General features: G+C 64.0%; 16 protein-coding genes. 6 read left to right on the top strand and 10 right to left on the bottom strand.

Features of this window, described 5'->3' with window-relative positions; translation table 11 throughout:
* Window positions 1-65: 65 nt before the first annotated feature.
* Complete coding sequence (gene argC, locus PVW46_RS28640; RefSeq protein WP_069211467.1) at window positions 66-1,094, bottom strand: N-acetyl-gamma-glutamyl-phosphate reductase; 1,029 nt, start codon at window positions 1,092-1,094, stop codon at window positions 66-68.
* Window positions 1,095-1,334: 240 nt separating this feature from the next.
* Between argC and PVW46_RS28635 the strand changes: the two genes are divergently transcribed.
* Window positions 1,335-2,078: a DUF3592 domain-containing protein gene (locus tag PVW46_RS28635; RefSeq protein ID WP_274578310.1), complete on the top strand. Its 744-nt coding sequence runs from the start codon at window positions 1,335-1,337 to the stop codon at window positions 2,076-2,078.
* A gap of 24 nt (window positions 2,079-2,102) precedes the next feature.
* Here PVW46_RS28635 and PVW46_RS28630 read toward each other — a convergent pair whose 3' ends face one another.
* The 3 genes from PVW46_RS28630 to PVW46_RS28620 all read right to left on the bottom strand — a co-directional run bounded on the left by PVW46_RS28630 (window position 2,103) and on the right by PVW46_RS28620 (window position 7,382).
* The gene (locus tag PVW46_RS28630) at window positions 2,103-2,915 is read right to left on the bottom strand and encodes a glutamate racemase (protein ID WP_069211469.1); all 813 of its coding nucleotides are present in this window, start codon (window positions 2,913-2,915) and stop codon (window positions 2,103-2,105) included.
* Between the two features lie 36 nt (window positions 2,916-2,951).
* Entirely contained in the window at window positions 2,952-3,848 is an 897-nt protein-coding gene (locus tag PVW46_RS28625) for a lysophospholipid acyltransferase family protein (RefSeq protein ID WP_043140023.1), read from the bottom strand.
* A 114-nt stretch (window positions 3,849-3,962) separates the two neighbouring features.
* Window positions 3,963-7,382 carry an indolepyruvate ferredoxin oxidoreductase family protein gene (locus PVW46_RS28620; RefSeq protein ID WP_069211470.1) on the bottom strand — a complete coding sequence of 1,140 codons (3,420 nt, stop codon included), beginning with the start codon at window positions 7,380-7,382 and terminating at the stop codon, window positions 3,963-3,965.
* Between the two features lie 165 nt (window positions 7,383-7,547).
* Here PVW46_RS28620 and PVW46_RS28615 point away from each other — a divergent pair, with 165 nt between their 5' ends.
* From PVW46_RS28615 to PVW46_RS28605, 3 genes are all read left to right on the top strand, one after another.
* On the top strand, window positions 7,548-8,453 hold the full coding sequence (locus PVW46_RS28615) for a LysR family transcriptional regulator (RefSeq protein WP_043139620.1): 906 nt from the start codon (window positions 7,548-7,550) through the stop codon (window positions 8,451-8,453).
* A gap of 583 nt (window positions 8,454-9,036) precedes the next feature.
* A complete protein-coding gene (gene purL / locus PVW46_RS28610) occupies window positions 9,037-11,196 on the top strand; it encodes a phosphoribosylformylglycinamidine synthase subunit PurL (RefSeq protein ID WP_069211471.1) in 2,160 nt (719 codons plus the stop codon).
* A 71-nt stretch (window positions 11,197-11,267) separates the two neighbouring features.
* Window positions 11,268-11,954, top strand: a complete 687-nt coding sequence (locus PVW46_RS28605; RefSeq protein WP_069211472.1) for a M48 family metalloprotease — start codon at window positions 11,268-11,270, stop codon at window positions 11,952-11,954.
* Between the two features lie 5 nt (window positions 11,955-11,959).
* Here the strand turns inward: PVW46_RS28605 and PVW46_RS28600 are convergent, their stop codons facing one another.
* Entirely contained in the window at window positions 11,960-13,099 is a 1,140-nt protein-coding gene (locus PVW46_RS28600; protein ID WP_069211473.1) for a YhaZ family DNA alkylation repair protein, read from the bottom strand.
* Window positions 13,100-13,103: 4 nt separating this feature from the next.
* Window positions 13,104-13,883: an SDR family oxidoreductase gene (locus tag PVW46_RS28595; protein WP_069211474.1), complete on the bottom strand. Its 780-nt coding sequence runs from the start codon at window positions 13,881-13,883 to the stop codon at window positions 13,104-13,106.
* Between the two features lie 130 nt (window positions 13,884-14,013).
* Here PVW46_RS28595 and PVW46_RS28590 point away from each other — a divergent pair, with 130 nt between their 5' ends.
* Complete coding sequence (locus PVW46_RS28590) at window positions 14,014-15,024, top strand: Hint domain-containing protein (RefSeq protein ID WP_069211475.1); 1,011 nt, start codon at window positions 14,014-14,016, stop codon at window positions 15,022-15,024.
* Here PVW46_RS28590 and PVW46_RS28585 read toward each other — a convergent pair.
* From PVW46_RS28585 to PVW46_RS28570, 4 genes are all read right to left on the bottom strand, one after another.
* Window positions 15,021-15,398, bottom strand: coding sequence for a nuclear transport factor 2 family protein (locus PVW46_RS28585; protein ID WP_274578309.1), 378 nt, complete (start codon window positions 15,396-15,398; stop codon window positions 15,021-15,023). The genes PVW46_RS28590 and PVW46_RS28585 overlap by 4 nt on opposite strands.
* A gap of 65 nt (window positions 15,399-15,463) precedes the next feature.
* On the bottom strand, window positions 15,464-16,381 hold the full coding sequence (locus PVW46_RS28580; RefSeq protein ID WP_069211477.1) for an agmatine deiminase family protein: 918 nt from the start codon (window positions 16,379-16,381) through the stop codon (window positions 15,464-15,466).
* A gap of 22 nt (window positions 16,382-16,403) precedes the next feature.
* Window positions 16,404-16,691 carry a hypothetical protein gene (locus tag PVW46_RS28575; protein ID WP_043139638.1) on the bottom strand — a complete coding sequence of 96 codons (288 nt, stop codon included), beginning with the start codon at window positions 16,689-16,691 and terminating at the stop codon, window positions 16,404-16,406.
* Between the two features lie 112 nt (window positions 16,692-16,803).
* A complete protein-coding gene (locus PVW46_RS28570) occupies window positions 16,804-17,994 on the bottom strand; it encodes a Hint domain-containing protein (RefSeq protein ID WP_069211478.1) in 1,191 nt (396 codons plus the stop codon).
* 256 nt (window positions 17,995-18,250) lie between these two features.
* Between PVW46_RS28570 and PVW46_RS28565 the strand changes: the two genes are divergently transcribed.
* Window positions 18,251-19,864, top strand: a complete 1,614-nt coding sequence (locus PVW46_RS28565; RefSeq protein ID WP_069211479.1) for a peptide chain release factor 3 — start codon at window positions 18,251-18,253, stop codon at window positions 19,862-19,864.
* Window positions 19,865-19,937 lie beyond the last annotated feature (73 nt).

Genomic DNA, 19,937 nt, shown 5'->3' with positions numbered 1-19,937 from the left:
TCCTCAAGGCCTGCGTGGCCTGAACGCAAACTCACCTGCGCGCGCGGCCAGCGCGCTCCGCTGGATCAGGGGAAACAGGGCGCCAGCATCAAACCGGCGGTTTCCGCCTCGCCCAGCATCAGGTTGGCGTTCTGCAACGCCTGCCCCGAACTGCCCTTGCACAGGTTGTCCAGCGCGGCCACGACAATAGCCCTCCCCGGACGCCGGTCGCCGCTGACCCCGAGATGGCAAAAGTTCGAACCGCGCACATGGTGGGTCGAAGGGGTCTCGCCAAAGGGCAGCACCTCGACAAAGGGTTCATCCGCGTAGGCCGTGGTCAACGCGGCATGGATCGCCTGCGGATCGCCTTTCAGGTAGGCGGTCGCCAGGATGCCCCGGTTGAACGGGCCAAGGTGCGGGGTGAACTGGATCTCGACCGGGCGCCCCGCCAGGGCGCTGAACTCCTGGTCGAACTCGCCCAGGTGACGATGCGTCCCGCCGACCGCATAGGCATTTGAGCCCTCCGACAGCTCCGCGTGCAGCAGGTTTTCCTTCAGCGACCGACCTGCGCCGCTGACGCCGCATTGCAGGTCCAGGATGATCTCGTCGAGGTCGATCAATCCGCCCGAGATCAGTGGCCGCAGGATGTATTGCCCGGTTGCCGCGTTGCAGCCCGTGCCCGCCACCAGCCGCGCGCCCTTGATCTGGTCGCGGTAGAACTCCGTCAGGCCATAGACCGCCTCGGCCTGCGTCTCCACGGCCACATGCGCATTGCCGTACCATTTTTGGTAATCCGCCGGATCGCGCAGCCGGAAGTCCGCCGAGAGGTCGACGATCTTCACCGATTTCGGCAATTGCGAGATCACCTCCTGGCTGGTCTTGTGCGGCAGGGCGCAGAAACAGAGGTCGATCCCGGCAAAGTCGATCTGCTCCCAGGTCACGAGATCCGGCAGGTCCAGGTGGCGCAGGTGCGGAAAGACCTGGGCAAGGCTTTGGCCGGCCTTGGAATTGGCAGCCAGTGCCTTGATCTCGAACGAGGGGTGGGTGGCGAGCAGCCGGATCAGCTCGGCCCCGGTGTAGCCGGAGGCACCGATGATGGCGATGGAATGGGTCATGTCAGGTCACCTGCAGATTGGGGCGCACGGGTCGCACCGCGCGAAATGCGGGAAATAAAGGAGAAAGGCGCCGCCGAAGGGGACGGCTGGCGGGTCATCGTCGCAGGCGCAGGGCGTGAAAGGCGGTCATGACAGGGCTCCTCTGATCAAAGGCTATAGCCGCCCCCTCCCCTGTAATCAATGGAGAAAACCGGCGCTTGCACGGTTGATCCCCGGCACGGTCGCCGCCAATATGCCGACATGGCACAAGTGGCAGGTGACAGACCCGTACCGCTCTGGCGGTTGTTCTGGCGAATGGGCGGATGGCTCACGCTGATCTTCGTGCTGATCCTCTCGATCCTGACCTTCATCAGCCACATCTCGTTGAACCTGGCGCATCGCTTTGACGCCGAGGGGCGCGAGACCGCCGCCGACCTTCTGGACAAGTACCAGCGCGTCACCACCGACAGCGACGGCGATCGCGAAGTCACCTATTACTTCCAGCTCCGCTTCGAGACCAACAAGGGTGAGACGATCAACCTAACCCGCTCGGTCGGTTCCAGCCTCTATCGCAACAGTGACATCGGCGACCGCGTGCCGATCTGGTATCTTGAAAGCGCTCCCGACACGACCGAGCTGCGCCGAGGTGAAAATCGGACTGCCTCGGTCATCACGCGCTGGATTGCGCTGATCTTTGGCGTCGCGGCCCTGCTGGCCATGTGGTTTCCCGGACGAAAGGCCGTGGCCGCCGTGCGCGCCAGGCGCTACGGCACGCGCGAGACCGCGCGGGTGACGGGCACCAAGCGCACCAATTACCGCGTCAACAACCGCTATCGCTATCGACTGACCTGGGAAGAGCAAAACGGGCGCCACGGTGAAAGCCTGGCGTACAAGGAACACCAGTTGAGCCCCTACCAGCCTGGCCAGGAAATCACCGTCTACCAGGGGATCAAGCGCGCCTGGTGGTCCGGCGACGTGGGCGAACGGCCCGGCACGTCAGAATAACCCCGGACCGACCTGCGCCACCATTCAGGCCGCGTCGAAAGAAATCTTGCGGCGCAGGAACTGTGTTGCGTTCTGCGAGACCTTCAGCGGATTGCCGGTGGTCAGGAACCCGCTTTCCCTGCCCGGGCCCATCATGTCCGGATGCCGCTCCAGGTAGTCCGACAGCGATTCCGCCACGAGATTGGCCTGCGAATAGACCGACACATCCGGTCCCAGCGCCTCCTGGAAGATGTCCTGCATCAGCGGATAATGCGTGCAGCCCAGGATCGCCGCCTCCGGGGCCGGCATCTTTCGTTTCAGCGCATCGACATGGCTGTGCACCAGCGCCTCGGCCAGGATCATGTCGCCTTCCTCTATGGCATCGACAAGACCGCCGCAGGCCTGCGCCTCGACATCGACGCCGATGGCGCGGAAGGCCAGTTCGCGCTGAAAGGCCCGGCTGCGCACGGTCGCCGGCGTGGCAAAAAGCGCGACGTGTTTAACGGCCACTTCGCGCGGGGGGGAATTGTCGCCCCACTGGCGTTCGGTCAGCGCCTCGATCAGCGGGACAAAGACGCCCAGAACGCGCTTGTCGCGGGGAATCCAGCTTTCCTGCATCCGGCGCAGCGCCGCCGCAGAGGCGGTGTTGCAGGCCAGGATCACCAGGTCACAGCCCGCGTCCCACAACCGTTCCGTTGCCGCGCAGGTCAGGTTGTAGACATCGTCGGCATCGCGCACACCATAGGGCGCGTGCTTGTTGTCACCGAAATAGACAAAGGGCACATCCGGCAGGCGTTTCGATACCGCATCCAGCACCGTCAGCCCACCGAGGCCGCTGTCGAAGATCCCTACCGCCATGCTCTCGCGCTCCCGCCTGCCCTGCGGCGCGTCTTGTCAGTGGCGCGCCTTCGGCTTTTCCTTGTGTTTCTCTTCGAACTCGAACCCGTAGTCGTAGGACGCCAGGGGAGTCGGAGACAGCTCATAAGTGGCTTTGCGGAGGAAATCCATCATCGCGCGCGCATCCTTGGCCCTTGCGTCGATTTCCGCCCTCGGGATCGCCTCCCCGATGGCGACGCGCACGGGCGTGTCCACGCGTTTGCGGAACTCCTTGATCAACAGCCCCATGCGCAACGTCGTGTGCAGGTGGCTGGCCAGCTGGAACAGGCGCGAGGTGTGGCCGTCGAAATAGATCGGCACCACGGTCGCGTTGGACTTGGCGATCATCCGGGCCGTAAAGGTCCGCCAGCCCGGGTCCATCGGGCGGCCAAAGGGCTTGCCCGCCGTGGCCACGGTGCCGCCGGGAAAGATGCCGATGCATCCGCCACTCGCGAGATAGTCCAACGCCTCTTTCCGGGTCGCCAGGTTCTGCTGCACCGCTTCTTTCGTCTCTTCGAAACTGACGGGCAGCACGATCCGGTCCAGTTCTTCGGCCTTGCGAAAGATCTTGTGCGCCAGAATACGGAAATCGCCCCGCACGACGGACAGGATATGGCCCAGCATCAACCCGTCGAGAATGCCGTAGGGATGGTTGGCGATGACGATCAGCGGCCCGTCCTTGGGCAGGTTGTCCAGGCTGCCGCCGACCACCTCAAGGCCCAGGCCATAGCGTTCGACCATGACCTGCCAGAAATCCCGCCCCTGCGCGACCTCATGTTCATAGCCTTCGGCCCGTCGGATCAGACCGATCCGGCCCGTGGCATTTTCCATCAGCCGGATCATGGCACGCCCGCCCCGGGTACTGGCCGAATAGCTGTACGAGATGTCACGGGCGATCTGACGCCGGTTCGGCATCGGCAACGGGTCCTTCTTGGTGTCGTGCGCCATTTTACTGTCGTTCGACCCTTGTGACCAGAATATGTGACATTCCGATGAAGCTTTCGTGACCCGGCGCGGGCGTCTTTTCCCTTACTCCGCCGCCTCCTTCAAGGGGCTTCCGCCTTGCCGAAGGACCGAAATCAGCTCTTCGCGCCGCTTGGCGGCCTTGGCCTCGTTGCCAGCCTTGACCGGACCGAAACCGCGGATTTGCAGAGGCAATTCGGCCAGGGCAACCAGCGCATCCATTGTTTCAGGGCGTGCCTTGGGCAGCCACTCGGCCATGTCGGCCTCGTACTGCTTGATCAACGCGCGTTCCATGCGGCGTTCTTCGCTGCGGCCAAAGATGTCCAGCGGCGTGCCACGCAGGCCCTTCAAGCGGGCCAGCAGGCGGAACCAGCGCAGCATCCCCTCGCCAAAGGTCTTTTTCACCGGGCGGCCGTCGGCACCGGTTTTCGACAGGATCGGCGGCGCAAGGTGAAAGGTCATCTTGAAGTCGCCGCCGAAGGTGCCCGCAGCCTTGTCGCGGGTCTCCAGCAGCAGGCGGGCAACCTCGTATTCGTCCTTGTAGGCAAGCAGCTTGTGATACCCCTTGGCGACGGCCTCTTTCAGGCGCTTGTCCTCGATGGGATCAACCAGCTTGCGATAGCGTTTCGCCAGCCCCTTGCCCTGGTATTCCACCAGGTGGTCGGCGCGGAAGGCAATCTTTTCCTCGAGGCTTTTGGGTTTCGCCACCACCTTGGGCGTCAGCAGATCCCGCGCCTCTTGCGGGTACAGCACCGCCCAGCGGCCGATCTCGAAGGCGCGCAGGTTCTTGTCCACCGCGGCACCGTTCAGCTCCACAGCCTCGGCGATGGCGTCATGACCCAGCGGGATCAGCCCCTGCTGCCAGGCGGCGCCCAGGATCATCATGTTGGAAAAGATCGAGTCACCCAGCGTTGCGCGGGCCAGCTCCGAGGCATCGAAAAAGGCCACCCGGTCCTGAAGCCGCGCCTCGAGCGCGAGCCGCAACTGGTCGGTGGGCAGGGTGAATTCCGTATCGCGGGTGAAGTCCCCGGTGATGATTTCATGGCTGTTGACCACGGCGCCGGTCTGGCCGGTGCGGGTCAGGCCAAGCGTCTTGGACCCGGCAGAGACAACGAGGTCACCACCGATCAGCGCATGAGCCTCGCCGGTGGCGACGCGTACAGCGCTGATGTCTTCGGGGGATTCGGCCAGCCGCAGGTGGATATGGACGGCCCCGCCCTTCTGCGCGAGGCCCGCCATCTCCATCATGGCCGCGCCCTTGCCGTCGATCTGCGCCGCTTGCGCCAGCACCGCGCCGATGGTCACCACACCGGTGCCGCCGACGCCGGTGATGACGATGTTATGCGTGCCGTCGATCCCGGGCATCTGCGGCGCGGGCATGTCGGGCAGGTGCAGTTCCGTGGTTGCGGATTTTTTCACCTGCGCGCCTTCGAGGGTCACGAAGGAGGGACAGAACCCTTTGAGGCAAGAAAAGTCCTTGTTGCAGGCGCTCTGGTCGATCTCGCGCTTGCGGCCCAGTTCGGTTTCCTTGGGCGTGATAGCGACACAGTTTGACTGTACCCCGCAATCGCCGCAACCCTCGCAGACATCGGTATTGATAAAGACGCGCTGATCGGGATCGGGGAAATTGCCGCGTTTGCGGCGGCGACGTTTCTCGGCGGCGCAGGTCTGGACATAGATGATGGCGGAAACGCCCTCTGTCTGGGCCATGCGCTTCTGCACGGTCTCCAGCTCGGCGCGTTCAAAGGTCTGCACGCCGTCCGGGAAGGAGGCAGGGTTCACCTCTTCCTTTTCATCGTAGACCACGGCGACGGCTTCGACACCCATCGCCTTGACCTCGGCGGCGATGCGCTGCGGCGTCAGCCCGCCCTCGTTCTTTTGCCCGCCGGTCATGGCGACCGCGTCGTTGAACAGGATCTTGTAGGTGATGTTTGTGCCTGCCGCCAAAGCGGCGCGGATCGCCTGCACGCCCGAGTGATTGTAGGTGCCGTCACCGAGGTTCTGGAACACATGGCCGCGTTTCGAAAACGGCGCTTCGCCGATCCAGTTCGCGCCCTCTGCCCCCATGTGGGTAAAGCCCAGCGTCTCGCGGTCCATCCACTGTACCATGTAGTGACAGCCGATGCCGGCATAGGCGCGGCTGCCCTCGGGCACCTTGGTCGATGAATTGTGCGGGCAACCGGCGCAGAAATAGGGGAGACGGGCGGCGATCTCGGGCAGGTTGTCGGCGCGTGCCGCTTCTTCGATCTGCGTCAACCCGGCCTTGATCCGGTCGGTGCCCCGGCCTTCCTCGACGAAAATTTCGCCCAGCTTGCGCGCGATCCATGTCGGGTCCAGCGCGCCACGGGTCGGGAACAGCTCATCGCGGTGCATGCCGCCTGCCCCGCCCTTGTACCAGCCATAGACGCGGCGGCCCTGGCGGTTGTCGAACAGCGCCTCCTTGATCTGCACCTCGATCAGCTTGCGCTTTTCCTCGATGACCACAATCAGGTCGAGCCCCTCGGCCCAGTCGTAGAACCCCTGCATGTCCAGCGGAAAGACCTGCCCGACCTTGTAGGTCGTGATCCCCAGGCGTTCGGCCTCACCCTCGTCGATGCCCAGCAGCGACATGGCGTGCTGCAGGTCGAGCCAGTTCTTGCCCGCCGCCACCAGACCGATCTTGGCCCCCGGCTTGCCCCAGACGCGCTTGTCCATGCCATTGGCGCGCGAGAACGCCTCGGCAGCAAATCGCTTGTAGTCGATCATCCGCGCCTCTTGCGCGTGCGGCGTGTCCTGAAGGCGGATGTTCAACCCGCCCTCGGGCATGTCGAAGTCAGGCGTGACCAGTTGCACCCGGTCGGGGCGACCATCGACCACGGCTGTCGCCTCGATCGTGTCCTTCATCGTCTTCAGACCGACCCAGAGGCCGGAAAAGCGCGACAGCGCATAGCCATACAGGCCGTAGTCCAGGATTTCCTGCACGCCGGCGGGCGACACGACCGGCATGTAGGCATCCACCAGCGCCCATTCGGACTGGTGCAGCACGGTCGAGGATTCGCCGGTGTGGTCGTCACCCATCGCCATCAGCACGCCGCCATGTTTCGATGTGCCCGCCATGTTGGCGTGGCGCATGGCATCGCCAGACCGGTCGACGCCCGGCCCCTTGCCGTACCAGAGGCCAAAGACCCCGTCGAATTTGCCCTCGCCGCGCAGCTCCGCCTGTTGACTGCCCCAGAGCGCGGTGGCGGCCAGGTCCTCGTTCAGCCCTTCCTCGAATTTCACATCGGCGGCGCGCAGGTATTTCTCGGCCCGGCGCATCTGCATGTCGACCGCGCCCAGCGGGGACCCCCGGTAGCCCGTGACATAACCCGCGGTGTTCAATCCGGCGGCCCGGTCGCGGGCCTTCTGGGTCAGCATCAACCGGACAAGGGCCTGGGTCCCGTTCAGCAGGACCTTGTCCTTGTCCAGGTCGAACCGGTCGTTCAGCGTAATCTGGTGCTTGCTCATCGCGCGCCTCCTAACGCAGAAGATATGTGCATTCAGGGTAAAATATAGGTCAGACTGTATGACCCGAACAGGGAAAATATTGCGAAAATGACGTGTTAGTCCTGTAAAGCCCTTAACAAACGCATTCTGTCGTATAATGAGACAGACAAACAAGACTGTGGCGATATGGATTGGGATAAGCTCAGAATATTTCACGCGGTTGCTGACGCAGGCAGCCTCACGCACGCGGGCGATACGCTTCACCTGTCACAATCGGCGGTGTCGCGGCAGATCCGTGCGCTCGAGGAATCACTGAACACCACCCTGTTCCACCGTCACGCCCGTGGTCTGATCCTGACCGAACAGGGCGAACTTCTGTTCGACGCGACCTCGTCGATGATCAAGCGGATCGACGCCGCCACCGCCCGCATCCGAGACAGCGAGGAAGAGGTCTTTGGCAAGCTGCGCGTGACCACGACGCATGGCTTTGGCGCCCTCTGGCTGGCACCGCGCCTTTTCAAGCTCTACGAGAAATACCCCGAGCTGAACATCGACCTGATGCTCGAGGAACGCGTGCTGGATCTTCCCATGCGCGAGGCCGACGTGGCCATCCGCATGAAGGAACCCAGCCAGGCCGACCTGATCCGCAAACGGCTGATGAGCATTCGGATGCGTCTTTACGCGTCGCCGCAGTACCTTGCGGCTCATGGCGAGCCCAAGGCCCTGGAGGACATGCAGGGGCATCGGCTGATCTGCCAGAATCCGAATTCGGCGCAGGTTGCTTCGGGCAAGGCACTGGTCCAGGAGCTGCTGACCTACGATTTGCCGGCCACACTGACCGTGAACAACTATTTCGGCGTATTGCAGGCCGTGATCTCAAACCTCGGAATCGGCGTCTTGCCCGATTACATCATCGAGGATTTCCCGAATGTCGTACGCGTCCTGCCGGAGGTCGAGTCGGTCGAAGTGCCGGTGTTCCTCGCCTACCCGGAAGAGTTGAGACAATCCAAGCGCGTAGCCGCGTTCCGCGACTTCGTGCAGGAAGAGATCATGGCCCACCGCCGCCAGGTTCGCGCGATGGGAGACGACTGAACTCTCGCCAAACGGGCATAAATCACTGTGGTATGCGCATCACGCATAGCGGCAATGCTGCGCCTGCGACGTAAAATGGCTTGATCGAGTCAGTTCCGATGACATATTCGGCATGTGAACGATGAAACGCTCATTCGCGGTTCATCTTCATACCTCCCTGTTGGACTTCGGCCGAGCTTTGAGCTCGGCCTTTTTTTTGGCCCGACGGACAACGCCTGATTTCCCGCTATATCGTGTGGCGCCTGACACGACACTCGCTTGATCTGGGCCACATACCAACAGTTGACCATACGTCAATTACCGAAAGACCATGAGATTTGCCCGCATTTTCATCACCTGCTCTGACAAATGGCCGAAAATTCACATCTCGGCATATTCCGGAATTGCACGCCAAGGGAGAGTGAAAGACAATTCGCTCCGCCAAGGGTTCGCTTTTTGAACGCAGATCCGCAGGCTGCCCATCCCGCAGCCTTCGCACCTGCAGCATAACGCGCCTCCGCGCACATGCGCCGCAATCCGCCCCCTTTCCCTGCGTCTAGCCATCGCGTAAAGACCGCTCGACAGTGCAGACGGGGGACAAACGATGCAGGAACCGGCCATCACCGAAGAGCTGATCGAGGCGCACGGGATCAAGCCCGACGAATACGCCGAGATCCTGCGCATCCTGAATCGCGAACCCAGCTTTACAGAGCTGGGCATCTTCTCGGCCATGTGGAACGAACATTGTTCCTACAAGTCGTCCAAGATCCACCTCAAGAAACTGCCGACCACCGGCCCGCAGGTGATCTGCGGCCCGGGTGAGAACGCGGGCGTCGTGGACATCGGCGACGGTCAGGCCGTGGTCTTCAAAATGGAAAGCCACAACCACCCCTCCTACATCGAGCCCTACCAGGGTGCGGCCACCGGCGTGGGCGGCATCCTGCGCGATGTCTTCACGATGGGCGCACGGCCCATCGCAGCGATGAACTCGCTCAGCTTTGGCGAAAAGGACCACCCCAAGACCCGGCAACTGGTGCATGGCGTGGTCGAGGGTATCGGCGGCTATGGCAATGCCTTCGGCGTCCCGACCGTGGGCGGCGAGGCCCGGTTCCACCCTGCCTACAACGGCAACTGCCTTGTGAACGCCTTTGCGGCCGGGCTCGCCGATGCGGACAAGATTTTCTATTCCGCCGCCAGCGGCGTCGGTCGCCCGGTGGTCTACCTGGGCGCCAAGACGGGCCGCGACGGCGTCGGCGGGGCCACGATGGCCAGCGCCGAGTTCGACGAGTCGATCGAGGAAAAGCGTCCCACCGTCCAGGTCGGCGACCCCTTCACCGAAAAACGCCTGATGGAAGCGACGCTGGAGCTGATGCAGACCGGCGCCGTGATCTCGATCCAGGACATGGGCGCGGCGGGCCTGACCTGCTCGGCGGTGGAAATGGGCGACAAGGGCCAGTTGGGAATCCGGCTGGACCTGGAAAACGTGCCCCAGCGCGAAACCAACATGACCGCCTACGAAATGATGCTCTCCGAAAGCCAGGAGCGGATGCTCATGGTGCTGGACCCCGCGAAAGAGACCGAGGCCAAAGCCGTCTTCGACAAGTGGGACCTGGATTTTGCCATCGTTGGTGAAACGATCCCCGAGGATCGCTTCCTGATCATGCACAACGGTGAGTGCATGGCGGATATGCCGCTGTCGCGGCTGTCGTCCTCGGCCCCGGAATACGACCGCCCCTGGGAGCCGACAGAGCCGCCCGCCCCGCTCGAGGACGTGCCGCAGGTCGACCCCGTGGACGCGCTGAAACTGCTGCTTGCCAGCCCCAACTACTGCTCGCGGTCCTGGATCTACGAGCAATACGACAGCCAGGTCATGGCCGACACCATGCGCGTGCCCGGCTTTGGCGCCGGTGTCATCCGCGTGCACGGCACCGACAAGAAGCTGGCCTTCACCAGCGACGTGACCCCGCGCTATGTCCGCGCCAACCCGGTCGAGGGCGGCAAACAGGCAGTGGCAGAGGCCTGGCGCAACCTCTGCGCCGTGGGCGCAAGGCCGCTGGCCACCACCGACAACCTGAATTTCGGCAATCCCGAAAAGCCCGAGATCATGGGGCAATTCGTGGGGGCGCTGGACGGGATCGGGCAGGCTTGCCTCGCGTTGGACATGCCGATCGTCTCGGGCAACGTCTCGCTTTACAACGAAACCGATGGCCAGGGCATCCTGCCGACGCCCACCATCGGCGCCGTGGGCCTGATCGCCGCCGATGAGGAACCGATCCTCGACTATGCGCGCGACGGCCATGTCGCCCTTCTGGTCGGCGAGACCAAGGGCCACCTGGGCCAGTCTGCCCTGCTTTACGAGGTGTTCCACCGGGAGGACGGCGATGCACCGGCGGTCGACCTGGCCGCCGAAAAGGTGACCGGAGAATTCATCCGCGCCAACCGGGAATGGATCCGCTGCTGTACCGACCTTTCGGATGGCGGGCTGGCGCTGGCGGCCTTCGAGATGGCCGCAGCCTCGGGCGTGGGCGTGCAGATCGACACCGACGATACCGCCACGCTCTTTGGAGAGGACCAGGGCCGCTACCTGGTCTCCTGCAACTTCGACTCGGCAGAGGCGCTGATGATCGCCGCCGGTCAGGCGGGCGTGCCGATCAGTGCCGTGGGCCGCTTTGCCGGCGACACGGTTCGCTTTGGCAAGTCCGAAGCGCCGTTGGCAGAGCTGGCAGACCTGTCCAAGGGGGCGCTGGAACAGCATTTCGGCTGACCGGGGGCAAATGACGGAAAACGGGGGAACGCCACCTTTCCGCGGGCAGCGTTCCGCCCCATATTCCCCTCATGCTGAAGCTGACCCCGATCCTGCTCGCCCTAGCCTACGGGCTGATCTACTACCGCTTTTCCGCCTGGCGCACGGCGAAAGAGCTGGATGCCCAGTCGACGGAACTGGCCGACCCGCGGCTGAAGCGGTTGACCGACCGCATGGCCGACGCGCTGGACCTGCCGCGCATTCGCGTGAACATCTACGAGATCGACCCGATCAACGGGCTGGCGGCACCGGACGGGCGGATTTTCATCACGCGCGGCTTCTATCGCAAGTACCAGCAGGGCGAGGTCAGCGCCGAGGAACTGGCCAGCGTGATCGCCCACGAACTGGGACACGTAGCCCTTGGGCACACGCGGCGCCGGATGATCGACTTTTCCGGCCAGAACGCGCTGCGGACCGCGCTGGCGATGGTCCTGGGACGTATCCTGCCGGGCATCGGCGTCTTGATTGCCAACGGGCTGGCCTCGCTGCTGGCGGCACGCCTGTCGCGTTCTGACGAATACGAGGCCGACGCCTATGCCGCCGCCCTGCTGACCAAGGCCGGGATCGGCGTGGCGCCGCAGAAATCGCTGTTCGGCAAACTGGAAGACCTGACCAAGTCGCGTGCGGGCGCCGTGCCTGCATGGCTGATGTCACACCCCAAGACATCCGAACGGATCAAGGCGCTGGAAGTGCTGGAGGCCCGCTGGGAACAGGCCTGAGCCGCTCAGGCCGTCAGCTCGAACGCCGCCTCGGCCACGTCCTGCCCGTTGACCTGCACGGTGATCCCGTGAGGGCCGGGGTGCAGGGTGTAGGTGGTTGCATTTCCCTTGAGTGCGTGTCGCTTGGACAGGCGCAGCGGCTTGCCCGGGGTCAGCTTGCCGGTTTTCAGCTTGTAAACCTTTTCCGCCGTGCCCTTGGGACGGTTGAACCGCAGGCGATAATCCACGAGCACCGGCAGCGCCTCGTCCGCCTCCAGCACCACGTCGAATTCCAGCGTGTCGCCAATGCGCAGGCAATCGGCCAGCCCATCGATCCGCGCCCGGACATGTCCGGGGCGATAGCCCAACAGCTCCAGCGCCGGGCCCTCGCCCCGCTTGACCGCCGTGCGCAGGGCGTGACGGGTGATCCAGTCCATTTCCCTGGCATCCTGCCGCCCCTGCGACTGCCAGTCCCGCAGTCGCGTCACCACCCGGTCCGGCATGACTTTCGACAGGTCGTTCATGTGGTTGGCGACCGAACGCGTGACATAGCGCGTGGGGTCCGCGTGCAGCCGGTCAAGAAACCGCAGCGGCACCGCCGGGTCCAGCGTGATGTTCGCGGCCCAGGGCAGGCGCGGGCGCGTGCCTTCGCTGACCAGCCGGCGGACGTGATAGTTTTCGTCCCCCGCCCAATGATCCAGCCGGGCCAGTGTCGCGTCCGGCCAACGGTTGATGAAGGGGCGAATGTAGAACTCCATCGAGAACCGCTTTGTCGCCTCGTAGATCAGGTCCAGCGCACGGTCGTGGTGATTCTCCAACCCGTGCCGCACCGCCAGGATACCGGGCACGGCGTGGATGAACCGGCCGAAATCGTCATCGGTCAGCGCCGGGTCCAGGGGCGGCGGCAAGGCCGCCTCCAGTGCCTCGGCCATCGCGGGAAACGATGCGGGCAACTGCCGCTCGACACAGGTGGCGATCCAGTCCAGCCGCTCGAGCAGGCCGCGCCCGTCCAGGCCGCCGACCGCCTCCCGGTGGAAACGATCGGCATCGAACCCTGGCAAGGCAGCATAGTCCTGCGCGAGGTCGCGCAGGCTGTCCGCGTTGAACAGCTGATCGGCAAGGGAAAACCCCGCGCCGCCGCCCTGCCCGTCCGGTCCGCGTGCCATGTGATTACATGGTCATGTTGCTGGCGCCGCCATCCAGCAGGATGTTCTGGCCGACGATGAACCCGGAGTGCTGCGAGCAAAGGAAGGCGCACATCTTGCCGAATTCCTCCGGCGTGCCGTAGCGGCCCGCCGGGACGGTGGCATAGCGTTCGGCGCGGGCCTCGTCGATCGAGATCCCCGCCGCCTTGGCGCGCGCGCCGTCCAGTGCATCGGCCCGGTCGGTGGCATGGAACCCCGGCAGCAGGTTGTTGACGATCACCCCGTCGGGCGCCACCTGCCGCGCGGTGCCCGCGACATAGCCGGTCAGCCCGGTGCGGGCAGAATTGGACAGGCCCAGAACCGCCACAGGCGCCTTGACCGAGACCGAGGTGATGTTGACGACCCGGCCCCATCCCTTGTCGATCATCTTGGGCATCAGGGCCGTCATCAGCGCGATCGGTGTCAGCATGTTGGCGTCCAGCGCCTTGATGAAATCCTCGCGCCCCCAGTCGGACCACATGCCCGGCGGCGGGCCGCCCGCGTTGGTCACCAGGATGTCGACGTCGCCCGCCTCTTCAAGAACCTGTGCACGGCCCTCTTCCGACACAATGTCCGCCGCGACCGTCTTGATCGAGACCTGGTAGCGATCCCGCAGGTCCTGGGCGGCTTCCTCAAGGGCATCGGCGCCGCGCGCGTTCATCACGAGATCGACGCCCGCCTCTGCCAGCGCCTCGGCGCATCCGCGCCCCAGCCCCTTGGACGAGGCGCATACCAGCGCCCGCTTGCCGCGAATTCCCAGATCCATGTTCCGCTCCCTGTTCCTGTTTCCCAATTGCCGACAAAACGCCGGAGATGGGACTATTTGAAGACACATTGTGCTGGCATACAATGGCCGACCGCGTCTATCCAGTGACCATCGCCCTTGTGAAAGACCCATGCCCCAGACCGATCCCGCCCGCGCCACGCAAAGCCTGCAGGTCTACCGCGCCGATGCGCTGCGGGTCGTGAACGGTGCCAACCTGGGCGATCCCATCGGCTTTGCCGAGGAACTGGTGCATGACGACATATACCGACTTTCGCCCCTGGCAGTGCTGAAACCGCTGACCGTCGAAACCGGAGCGACGCCGCCCTTTCGAATCTCTGGCGGCAGTGCCCTGGGCACCTCCGGCGCCGACCTGCACCTGGATTGTTGCGTGACCTTCATGTCCGGCGACGGCCAGACGACCGAGGCGCTGGTGCTGGTCGAAACCGATGCCGAGGGCAATGCCGCAGAGGTTTACCTGCTGCCGTTGGCGCCGATGACGGCCCGGGCGGATTACGTCCTTGTCGGCGTGGATTGCGACGGCGCCCTGCAACGCTATGCGCAGGTGGCTTGCGTATCCTTCACCGCCGGGACGATGATCACGCTGGCCAACGGTGCACAACGCGCGGTCGAGCAGCTGACGGTCGGCGACCGCATCCTGACCCGCGACGACGGCCCGCAGCCTATCCGCTGGATCGGTCACCAGACTGTGCGGGCCGTGGGTGCCTTCGCCCCGATCTGTATCCGCGAAGGCGTGTTGAACAACACCCGTGACCTGCTGGTCTCGCCCGACCACCGCCTGTTCATCTACCAGCGACGCGATCACCTGGGCGCCGGCCGGTCGGAATTGCTGGTCCGCGCCCGCCATCTCGTGAACGGCGACACCGTGGCCCGGCGCAAGGGCGGTTTCGTGGACTACTACCAGATGCTCTTTGACACTCATCAGATCATCTATGCCGAAGGAATCGCCGCGGAATCCATGCTGGTCGATACACGCACCCGCGCCGCGTTGCCCAAGGATCTCGAAGTTGCCGACCTGTTGCCCGGCCACCGCCGCAGCGATCCCCGGGCGCTGGAGGTCGAAGAACAATTATTGGCCCGCCCCGACGCAGCCGAGGTTCTGCGCAAGTCCTCTGGCGGCTAGGCGGCGGTGGTGTAGTAGAATTCCTCGCGCACGATCCGGCCACCGGCGACGGTGTAGATCGCGACCTCCTTCATCGCGTCCACGTCGCCCGTAGCCTTGTTCCTTGCCTTGATGTCGAAAATCACCGCGAAACTGCCTTCGCCGTGGACATAGGGGCCGTCGACAACCCCTTCGATCACCTCGAAATTCTCGGACCGCCAGGCATGTTTGCCCTTGATCCCGTCCAGCCCGTGCGTTTCGGCGCTGTCGGCCCCCGGCATCGTCATGGCCTCGACCGAAACGGCGTCGGCGGCATAGAGCTTGTCGAGGTTTTCCAGTTCGCGCCCTTCGCGGCAGCCCGCGACGAGCTCCTGTGCAATTGCCTTGAAATCCATGTCACCCTCCCAAATGTTCACTATACGTTCACACTGCCATGCCCATGTAACAGCGGCAAGACAAATCACCGCCCTTCCGGCGCGGTGGCAAAGATCGAGGCGGTCAGGCAGTGCAGCGCACCGCCCAGCCCCTCTGTCATCGCGGGGATCGGCACCGGGTCGAACCCGGCTTCGCGCAGCAATTGTGCCCGTTTCTTGGCCAGCGGGTCGGCCCGGTCGAATTCTGGCACCAAAAGGCAACGGTCCAGCTGAACCCAGTTGAGCGGGCTGTTGAACCCGTCCGTTGCCACGCAAGGCAGCGGCAGGATGGACACCTGCGGGCATGTTTCGGCCAGTCGGGCGCGCATCTCGGCACTGACCTCGCGCGCCTCGGGGGTATCGTCCCGAGCGCAGATCGCACAAAGTCCCGGCCCCAGGAACCGCAACATGCAATCGGCATGGGCGCTGATGTCGTCCGGAAAGGGCGTCAGGAACTGCCAGTGTTCGAGACCAAGCTGGCGCCCGGTCTCGACCAGAACCTCGGGGTCCTCCAGCCCGTTTTCACGCAGGACATCGGTAGTGGAAAACCCCTTGCCCTCTGGCCCGCCGACCAGGTTGCCGCCCGCCACGATATGGCACGTCACCTCCTGCACCCCGGGCAGGATGGTCTCGAACAGGGCGTGGTCGCGCTTGCGGTCGCCTTCGGGCCGCGCAGGCCGCACGAGGCAGATGCCATCCCCCTCGGCAACGGCGATCGGCGCATGATCCCGCAGCCAGGGGCTGTCGAATGCGCCAGACACGATGCCGAAGTGGTCGGGATGCTCCGTTGTCGCGATAAACTCGCGGGCACTTGCCGGATCAGGTGTGATCAGGATCACGCCACATTGGCGCGCCGCAGTACGGGCGACGGCCTCAAGGGCCTCACGCACGTCGAAGCGCCAGTAAGGCACGCATAACGCGTCAGGCAGGGCATAATCCGGCACAAGGCACCGTGTGCCGCCCATCACACGCCGCCCGCGCGCAGGATCAGTCGCCGATCCTTGTCCGGTTCACCCGGATGCCGCTGGGTGTCCTCAGTTGGCCGCCGTCGATGCGGGCGCCGGTGGTCAGACGCTTGCCGATGGTGGTCCGGCCCGGAACGCGGATCTTGCTGCTGCGGTCGATGCGGATCTGCGTGCGGCCCTGCGTCCGCCCAGGAATGCGGTCAGGCAGCTTGCCGTCCTGAGCGGCAACGGGCAGCGCGCTGAGCGGCACCGAGACGAAAGCACAGAGCGCCCGATTGAGGCGCGATTTAATGCGTGACGAGTCCGACATGAAAGAACCTCCTTCTGAAATGGTCCCGTCAGGATAGCCTTCAACTGCATTTCTGCCAATGACGACGCACTGGCCCGTCGAAACCGGCAAGAACTCACCGGAATCGTGCCGATCAGGCCGCCCCGGAAATCCCCAGCCTCTGCCGAAGGGCAAGCGGCACGTGGCGCGCGGCGCTGATCCGCGGCAGCGGGCTTTCGGGGATCGCTCGATCCTCGCCGTAGAGATCCAGGTACTCGGCGTGATTGTCGAAACGCCGCCGCGTGGCATAATCGACGAAACTCTCTGCCGGGGCGCCATTGGCCAGGATCACATCATGGGCCTCGGTCTCGACATGGTAGACGGTGAACCGGTCGGGCGTCTCGGACAGCGGCACCCAGTCGATGCTGTCGCCGTTCACCAGCGCCGCGGCGGTGATGACCAGCCCGTCCAGCACCATGCCATGATCGCCGGTCACGCAGAGATCCGAATGATTGCCCAGCACCCCGGATGCGATGCGAACCAATTGCGCCTTTTCCCCGGCAAAGCGCTTTACGACGGTCTGCCGCCCGATCCATCGAACCTCGACCGCTGCGCCTTCTGCGGTCAGCACCATGTCACCGGCGTTCAAGGTCTCAACCGCAACCTCGCCTTGCGGCGTGGCGATCAGGGTACCCTCCGCGAAACAACTGATGTTGGCGTCCTGTGTGGCGTAGGTGGTACCGTTCACATTGGGGTTCGTGTGGTCGACCGGGTCGATGTTCCCGGTCCAGTTGGCGGGATCGTCCAGCCCGGTAAGATCCGTGCCGGTGAACATGTAGTTGTCCGCCCCCGCCGGCGTGCCGATGATATTCGACAGAACCGGTGAAGGGTCAGGCGTGCCGGCCAGATACGTGTCCATCGCGGTCCGGCTGACGCCGTATACCGCGATGTCCGAGAAGTTCTCGTCCCAGGCGTCGCGCGAGTTGATCGCCGCGATCACCTGGTTTCCGGACACGGCCATGAGGGTTTCCGCGTTGTTGTTGGTCCAGGTGGCCGCACTGCCGAGGGTCAGCCCCGAGACCGATCCGCCCGACGGATCTTCGAGGATCGTGAAGGTGTTGGCGGTCGCTGAAAACTCGGCGATGGTAACCCGGTCCAGCGGACTGAGGCCGCCAGCACCAACCGTATAGGTGAAACCCGCGGGCGTGGTGTCGGCATCCCAGAACTGGATCTGTTCACCCGGAGCCACGGCCTGGGTCACCACGAATGAAAAGGATTCCGCATAAGGCGCGTTGGCATCGGTAATGACGGCGGTGAAATAAAGAGAGCCGGGATTGAGTGTCATGGAATGGCCTATGCGTCTGAATTTCGAGGGAGCAATCCCGCCAACGCAAGTCGAAAGCCGGACGGACATGGCGACCTGATGGCCATATCACGCGAAAGGATAACCGCGGCAACTTGAGGCGCATACGGTTAACACTCGACATTGACGTTACGTCACCCTGTCCATCCTCCCCCCGTGCCGCGCCTTCGCCACTCATGCCCAGCGCGTCGTCCAAGCATGGATTGTACCTGCGGGAAATCCGCTGTAATTCGCGTCCATGCTGGACACCAACCGCCCCCAACTTCCGCCCGAAATCGCCCGCCGCCGGACCTTTGCGATCATCTCGCACCCGGACGCCGGCAAGACGACCCTGACGGAGAAATTCCTTCTGTATGGCGGCGCCATCCAGATGGCCGGACAGGTGCGCGCCAAGGGCGAGGCGCGGCGCACGCGGTCGGACTTCATGCAGATGGAAAAGGACCGGGGCATTTCCGTCTCGGCCTCGGCCATGTCCTTCGACTTTGCCAGCAAGGAGCGGAACTTCCGCTTCAACCTGGTGGACACGCCCGGCCACAGCGACTTTTCCGAGGATACCTACCGCACGCTGACGGCGGTAGACGCGGCGGTCATGGTGATCGACGGGGCCAAGGGCGTCGAAAGCCAGACCCGCAAGCTGTTCGAGGTCTGCCGCCTGCGTGACCTGCCGATCCTGACCTTCTGCAACAAGATGGACCGCGAGGCGCGCGACACCTTCGAGATCATCGACGAGATCCAGGAAAACCTGGCCATCGACGTGACCCCCGCCAGCTGGCCCATCGGCATGGGGCGCGATTTCCTCGGCTGTTACGACATGCTGAACGACCGGCTGGAGCTGATGGACCGCGCCGACCGCAACAAGGTGGCGGAAAGCATCGCGATGGAGGGGCTGGATGACCCCAGGCTCGACGAACACATCCCCGCCAACCTGCTGGAACAGCTCCGCGAAGAGGTCGAGATGGCGCGCGAGCTCTTGCCCGCGCTGAACCCTCAGTCGGTACTGGAAGGGCACATGACCCCGATCTGGTTCGGATCGGCCATCAACTCTTTCGGGGTCAAGGAACTGATGGAAGGCATCGGGACCTACGGGCCGGAACCTCAGGTACAACAGGCCACCCCGCGCGAAATCGCGCCGGAGGAAAAGAAGGTCGCCGGGTTCGTTTTCAAGGTGCAGGCCAACATGGACCCCAAGCACCGCGACCGCGTGGCCTTTGTGCGGCTTGCCTCGGGGCATTTCACCCGCGGGATGAAGCTGACCCATGTGCGCACCAAGAAACCGATGGCGATCTCCAACCCCGTGCTGTTCCTGGCCTCTGACCGGGAACTGGCCGAAGAGGCCTGGGCCGGCGACATCATCGGCATTCCCAACCACGGCCAGTTGCGCATCGGCGACACGCTGACCGAGGGCGAGATGCTCAAGGTCTCGGGCATTCCGTCCTTTGCGCCGGAACTGCTGCAAAGCGTTCGCGCGGGCGATCCGATGAAGGCCAAGCACCTGGAAAAGGCACTGATGCAATTCGCCGAGGAAGGCGCGGCAAAGGTCTTCAAACCCATGATCGGCTCGGGTTTTGTCGTGGGTGTCGTGGGCGCCCTGCAATTCGAGGTGCTGGGCAGCCGGATCGAGCTGGAATACGGTCTGCCGGTGCGGTTCGACGCCTCGCAGTTCACCTCGGCCCGCTGGGTGACCGGCGAAAAGGCCGCGGTGGAAAAGTTCATCAACGCCAACAAGCAGCACATCAGCTATGACCATGACGGTGACGTGGTCTACCTGACGCGTCTGCAATGGGACATCGACCGGATAGAACGCGACTACCCGGACGTGACCCTGAGCGCGACCAAGGAGATGATGGTGTAACTTTCGCGTCCCATCGCGAAAGTTACGGTGGGCAAAGGTGTCCTTTCCGTCAGGAAAGGATCATCGCCCACAC

Source organism: Mameliella sp. AT18 (assembly GCF_028807275.1).
Taxonomy (GTDB): Bacteria; Pseudomonadota; Alphaproteobacteria; order Rhodobacterales; family Rhodobacteraceae; genus Antarctobacter; species Antarctobacter albus.
Note: the sequence above shows the minus strand (reverse complement) of the source record. Positions and strands in the feature narration are given on the sequence as shown.

Bases quoted from the DNA above. Each gene is read 5' to 3' on its own strand.
- PVW46_RS28630 (WP_069211469.1), bottom strand. From the start codon at position 2,915: ATGGCGGTAGGGATCTTCGACAGCGGCCTCGGTGGGCTGACGGTGCTG.
- PVW46_RS28575 (WP_043139638.1), bottom strand. From the start codon at position 16,691: ATGTCGGACTCGTCACGCATTAAATCGCGCCTCAATCGGGCGCTCTGT.
- argC (WP_069211467.1), bottom strand. From the start codon at position 1,094: ATGACCCATTCCATCGCCATCATCGGTGCCTCCGGCTACACCGGGGCC.
- PVW46_RS28620 (WP_069211470.1), bottom strand. From the start codon at position 7,382: ATGAGCAAGCACCAGATTACGCTGAACGACCGGTTCGACCTGGACAAG.
- PVW46_RS28585 (WP_274578309.1), bottom strand. From the start codon at position 15,398: ATGGATTTCAAGGCAATTGCACAGGAGCTCGTCGCGGGCTGCCGCGAA.
- PVW46_RS28580 (WP_069211477.1), bottom strand. From the start codon at position 16,381: ATGGGCGGCACACGGTGCCTTGTGCCGGATTATGCCCTGCCTGACGCG.
- PVW46_RS28605 (WP_069211472.1), top strand. From the start codon at position 11,268: ATGCTGAAGCTGACCCCGATCCTGCTCGCCCTAGCCTACGGGCTGATC.
- PVW46_RS28635 (WP_274578310.1), top strand. From the start codon at position 1,335: ATGGCACAAGTGGCAGGTGACAGACCCGTACCGCTCTGGCGGTTGTTC.
- PVW46_RS28570 (WP_069211478.1), bottom strand. From the start codon at position 17,994: ATGACACTCAATCCCGGCTCTCTTTATTTCACCGCCGTCATTACCGAT.
- PVW46_RS28595 (WP_069211474.1), bottom strand. From the start codon at position 13,883: ATGGATCTGGGAATTCGCGGCAAGCGGGCGCTGGTATGCGCCTCGTCC.
- PVW46_RS28600 (WP_069211473.1), bottom strand. From the start codon at position 13,099: ATGGCACGCGGACCGGACGGGCAGGGCGGCGGCGCGGGGTTTTCCCTT.
- PVW46_RS28615 (WP_043139620.1), top strand. From the start codon at position 7,548: ATGGATTGGGATAAGCTCAGAATATTTCACGCGGTTGCTGACGCAGGC.
- purL (WP_069211471.1), top strand. From the start codon at position 9,037: ATGCAGGAACCGGCCATCACCGAAGAGCTGATCGAGGCGCACGGGATC.
- PVW46_RS28565 (WP_069211479.1), top strand. From the start codon at position 18,251: ATGCTGGACACCAACCGCCCCCAACTTCCGCCCGAAATCGCCCGCCGC.
- PVW46_RS28625 (WP_043140023.1), bottom strand. From the start codon at position 3,848: ATGCCGAACCGGCGTCAGATCGCCCGTGACATCTCGTACAGCTATTCG.
- PVW46_RS28590 (WP_069211475.1), top strand. From the start codon at position 14,014: ATGCCCCAGACCGATCCCGCCCGCGCCACGCAAAGCCTGCAGGTCTAC.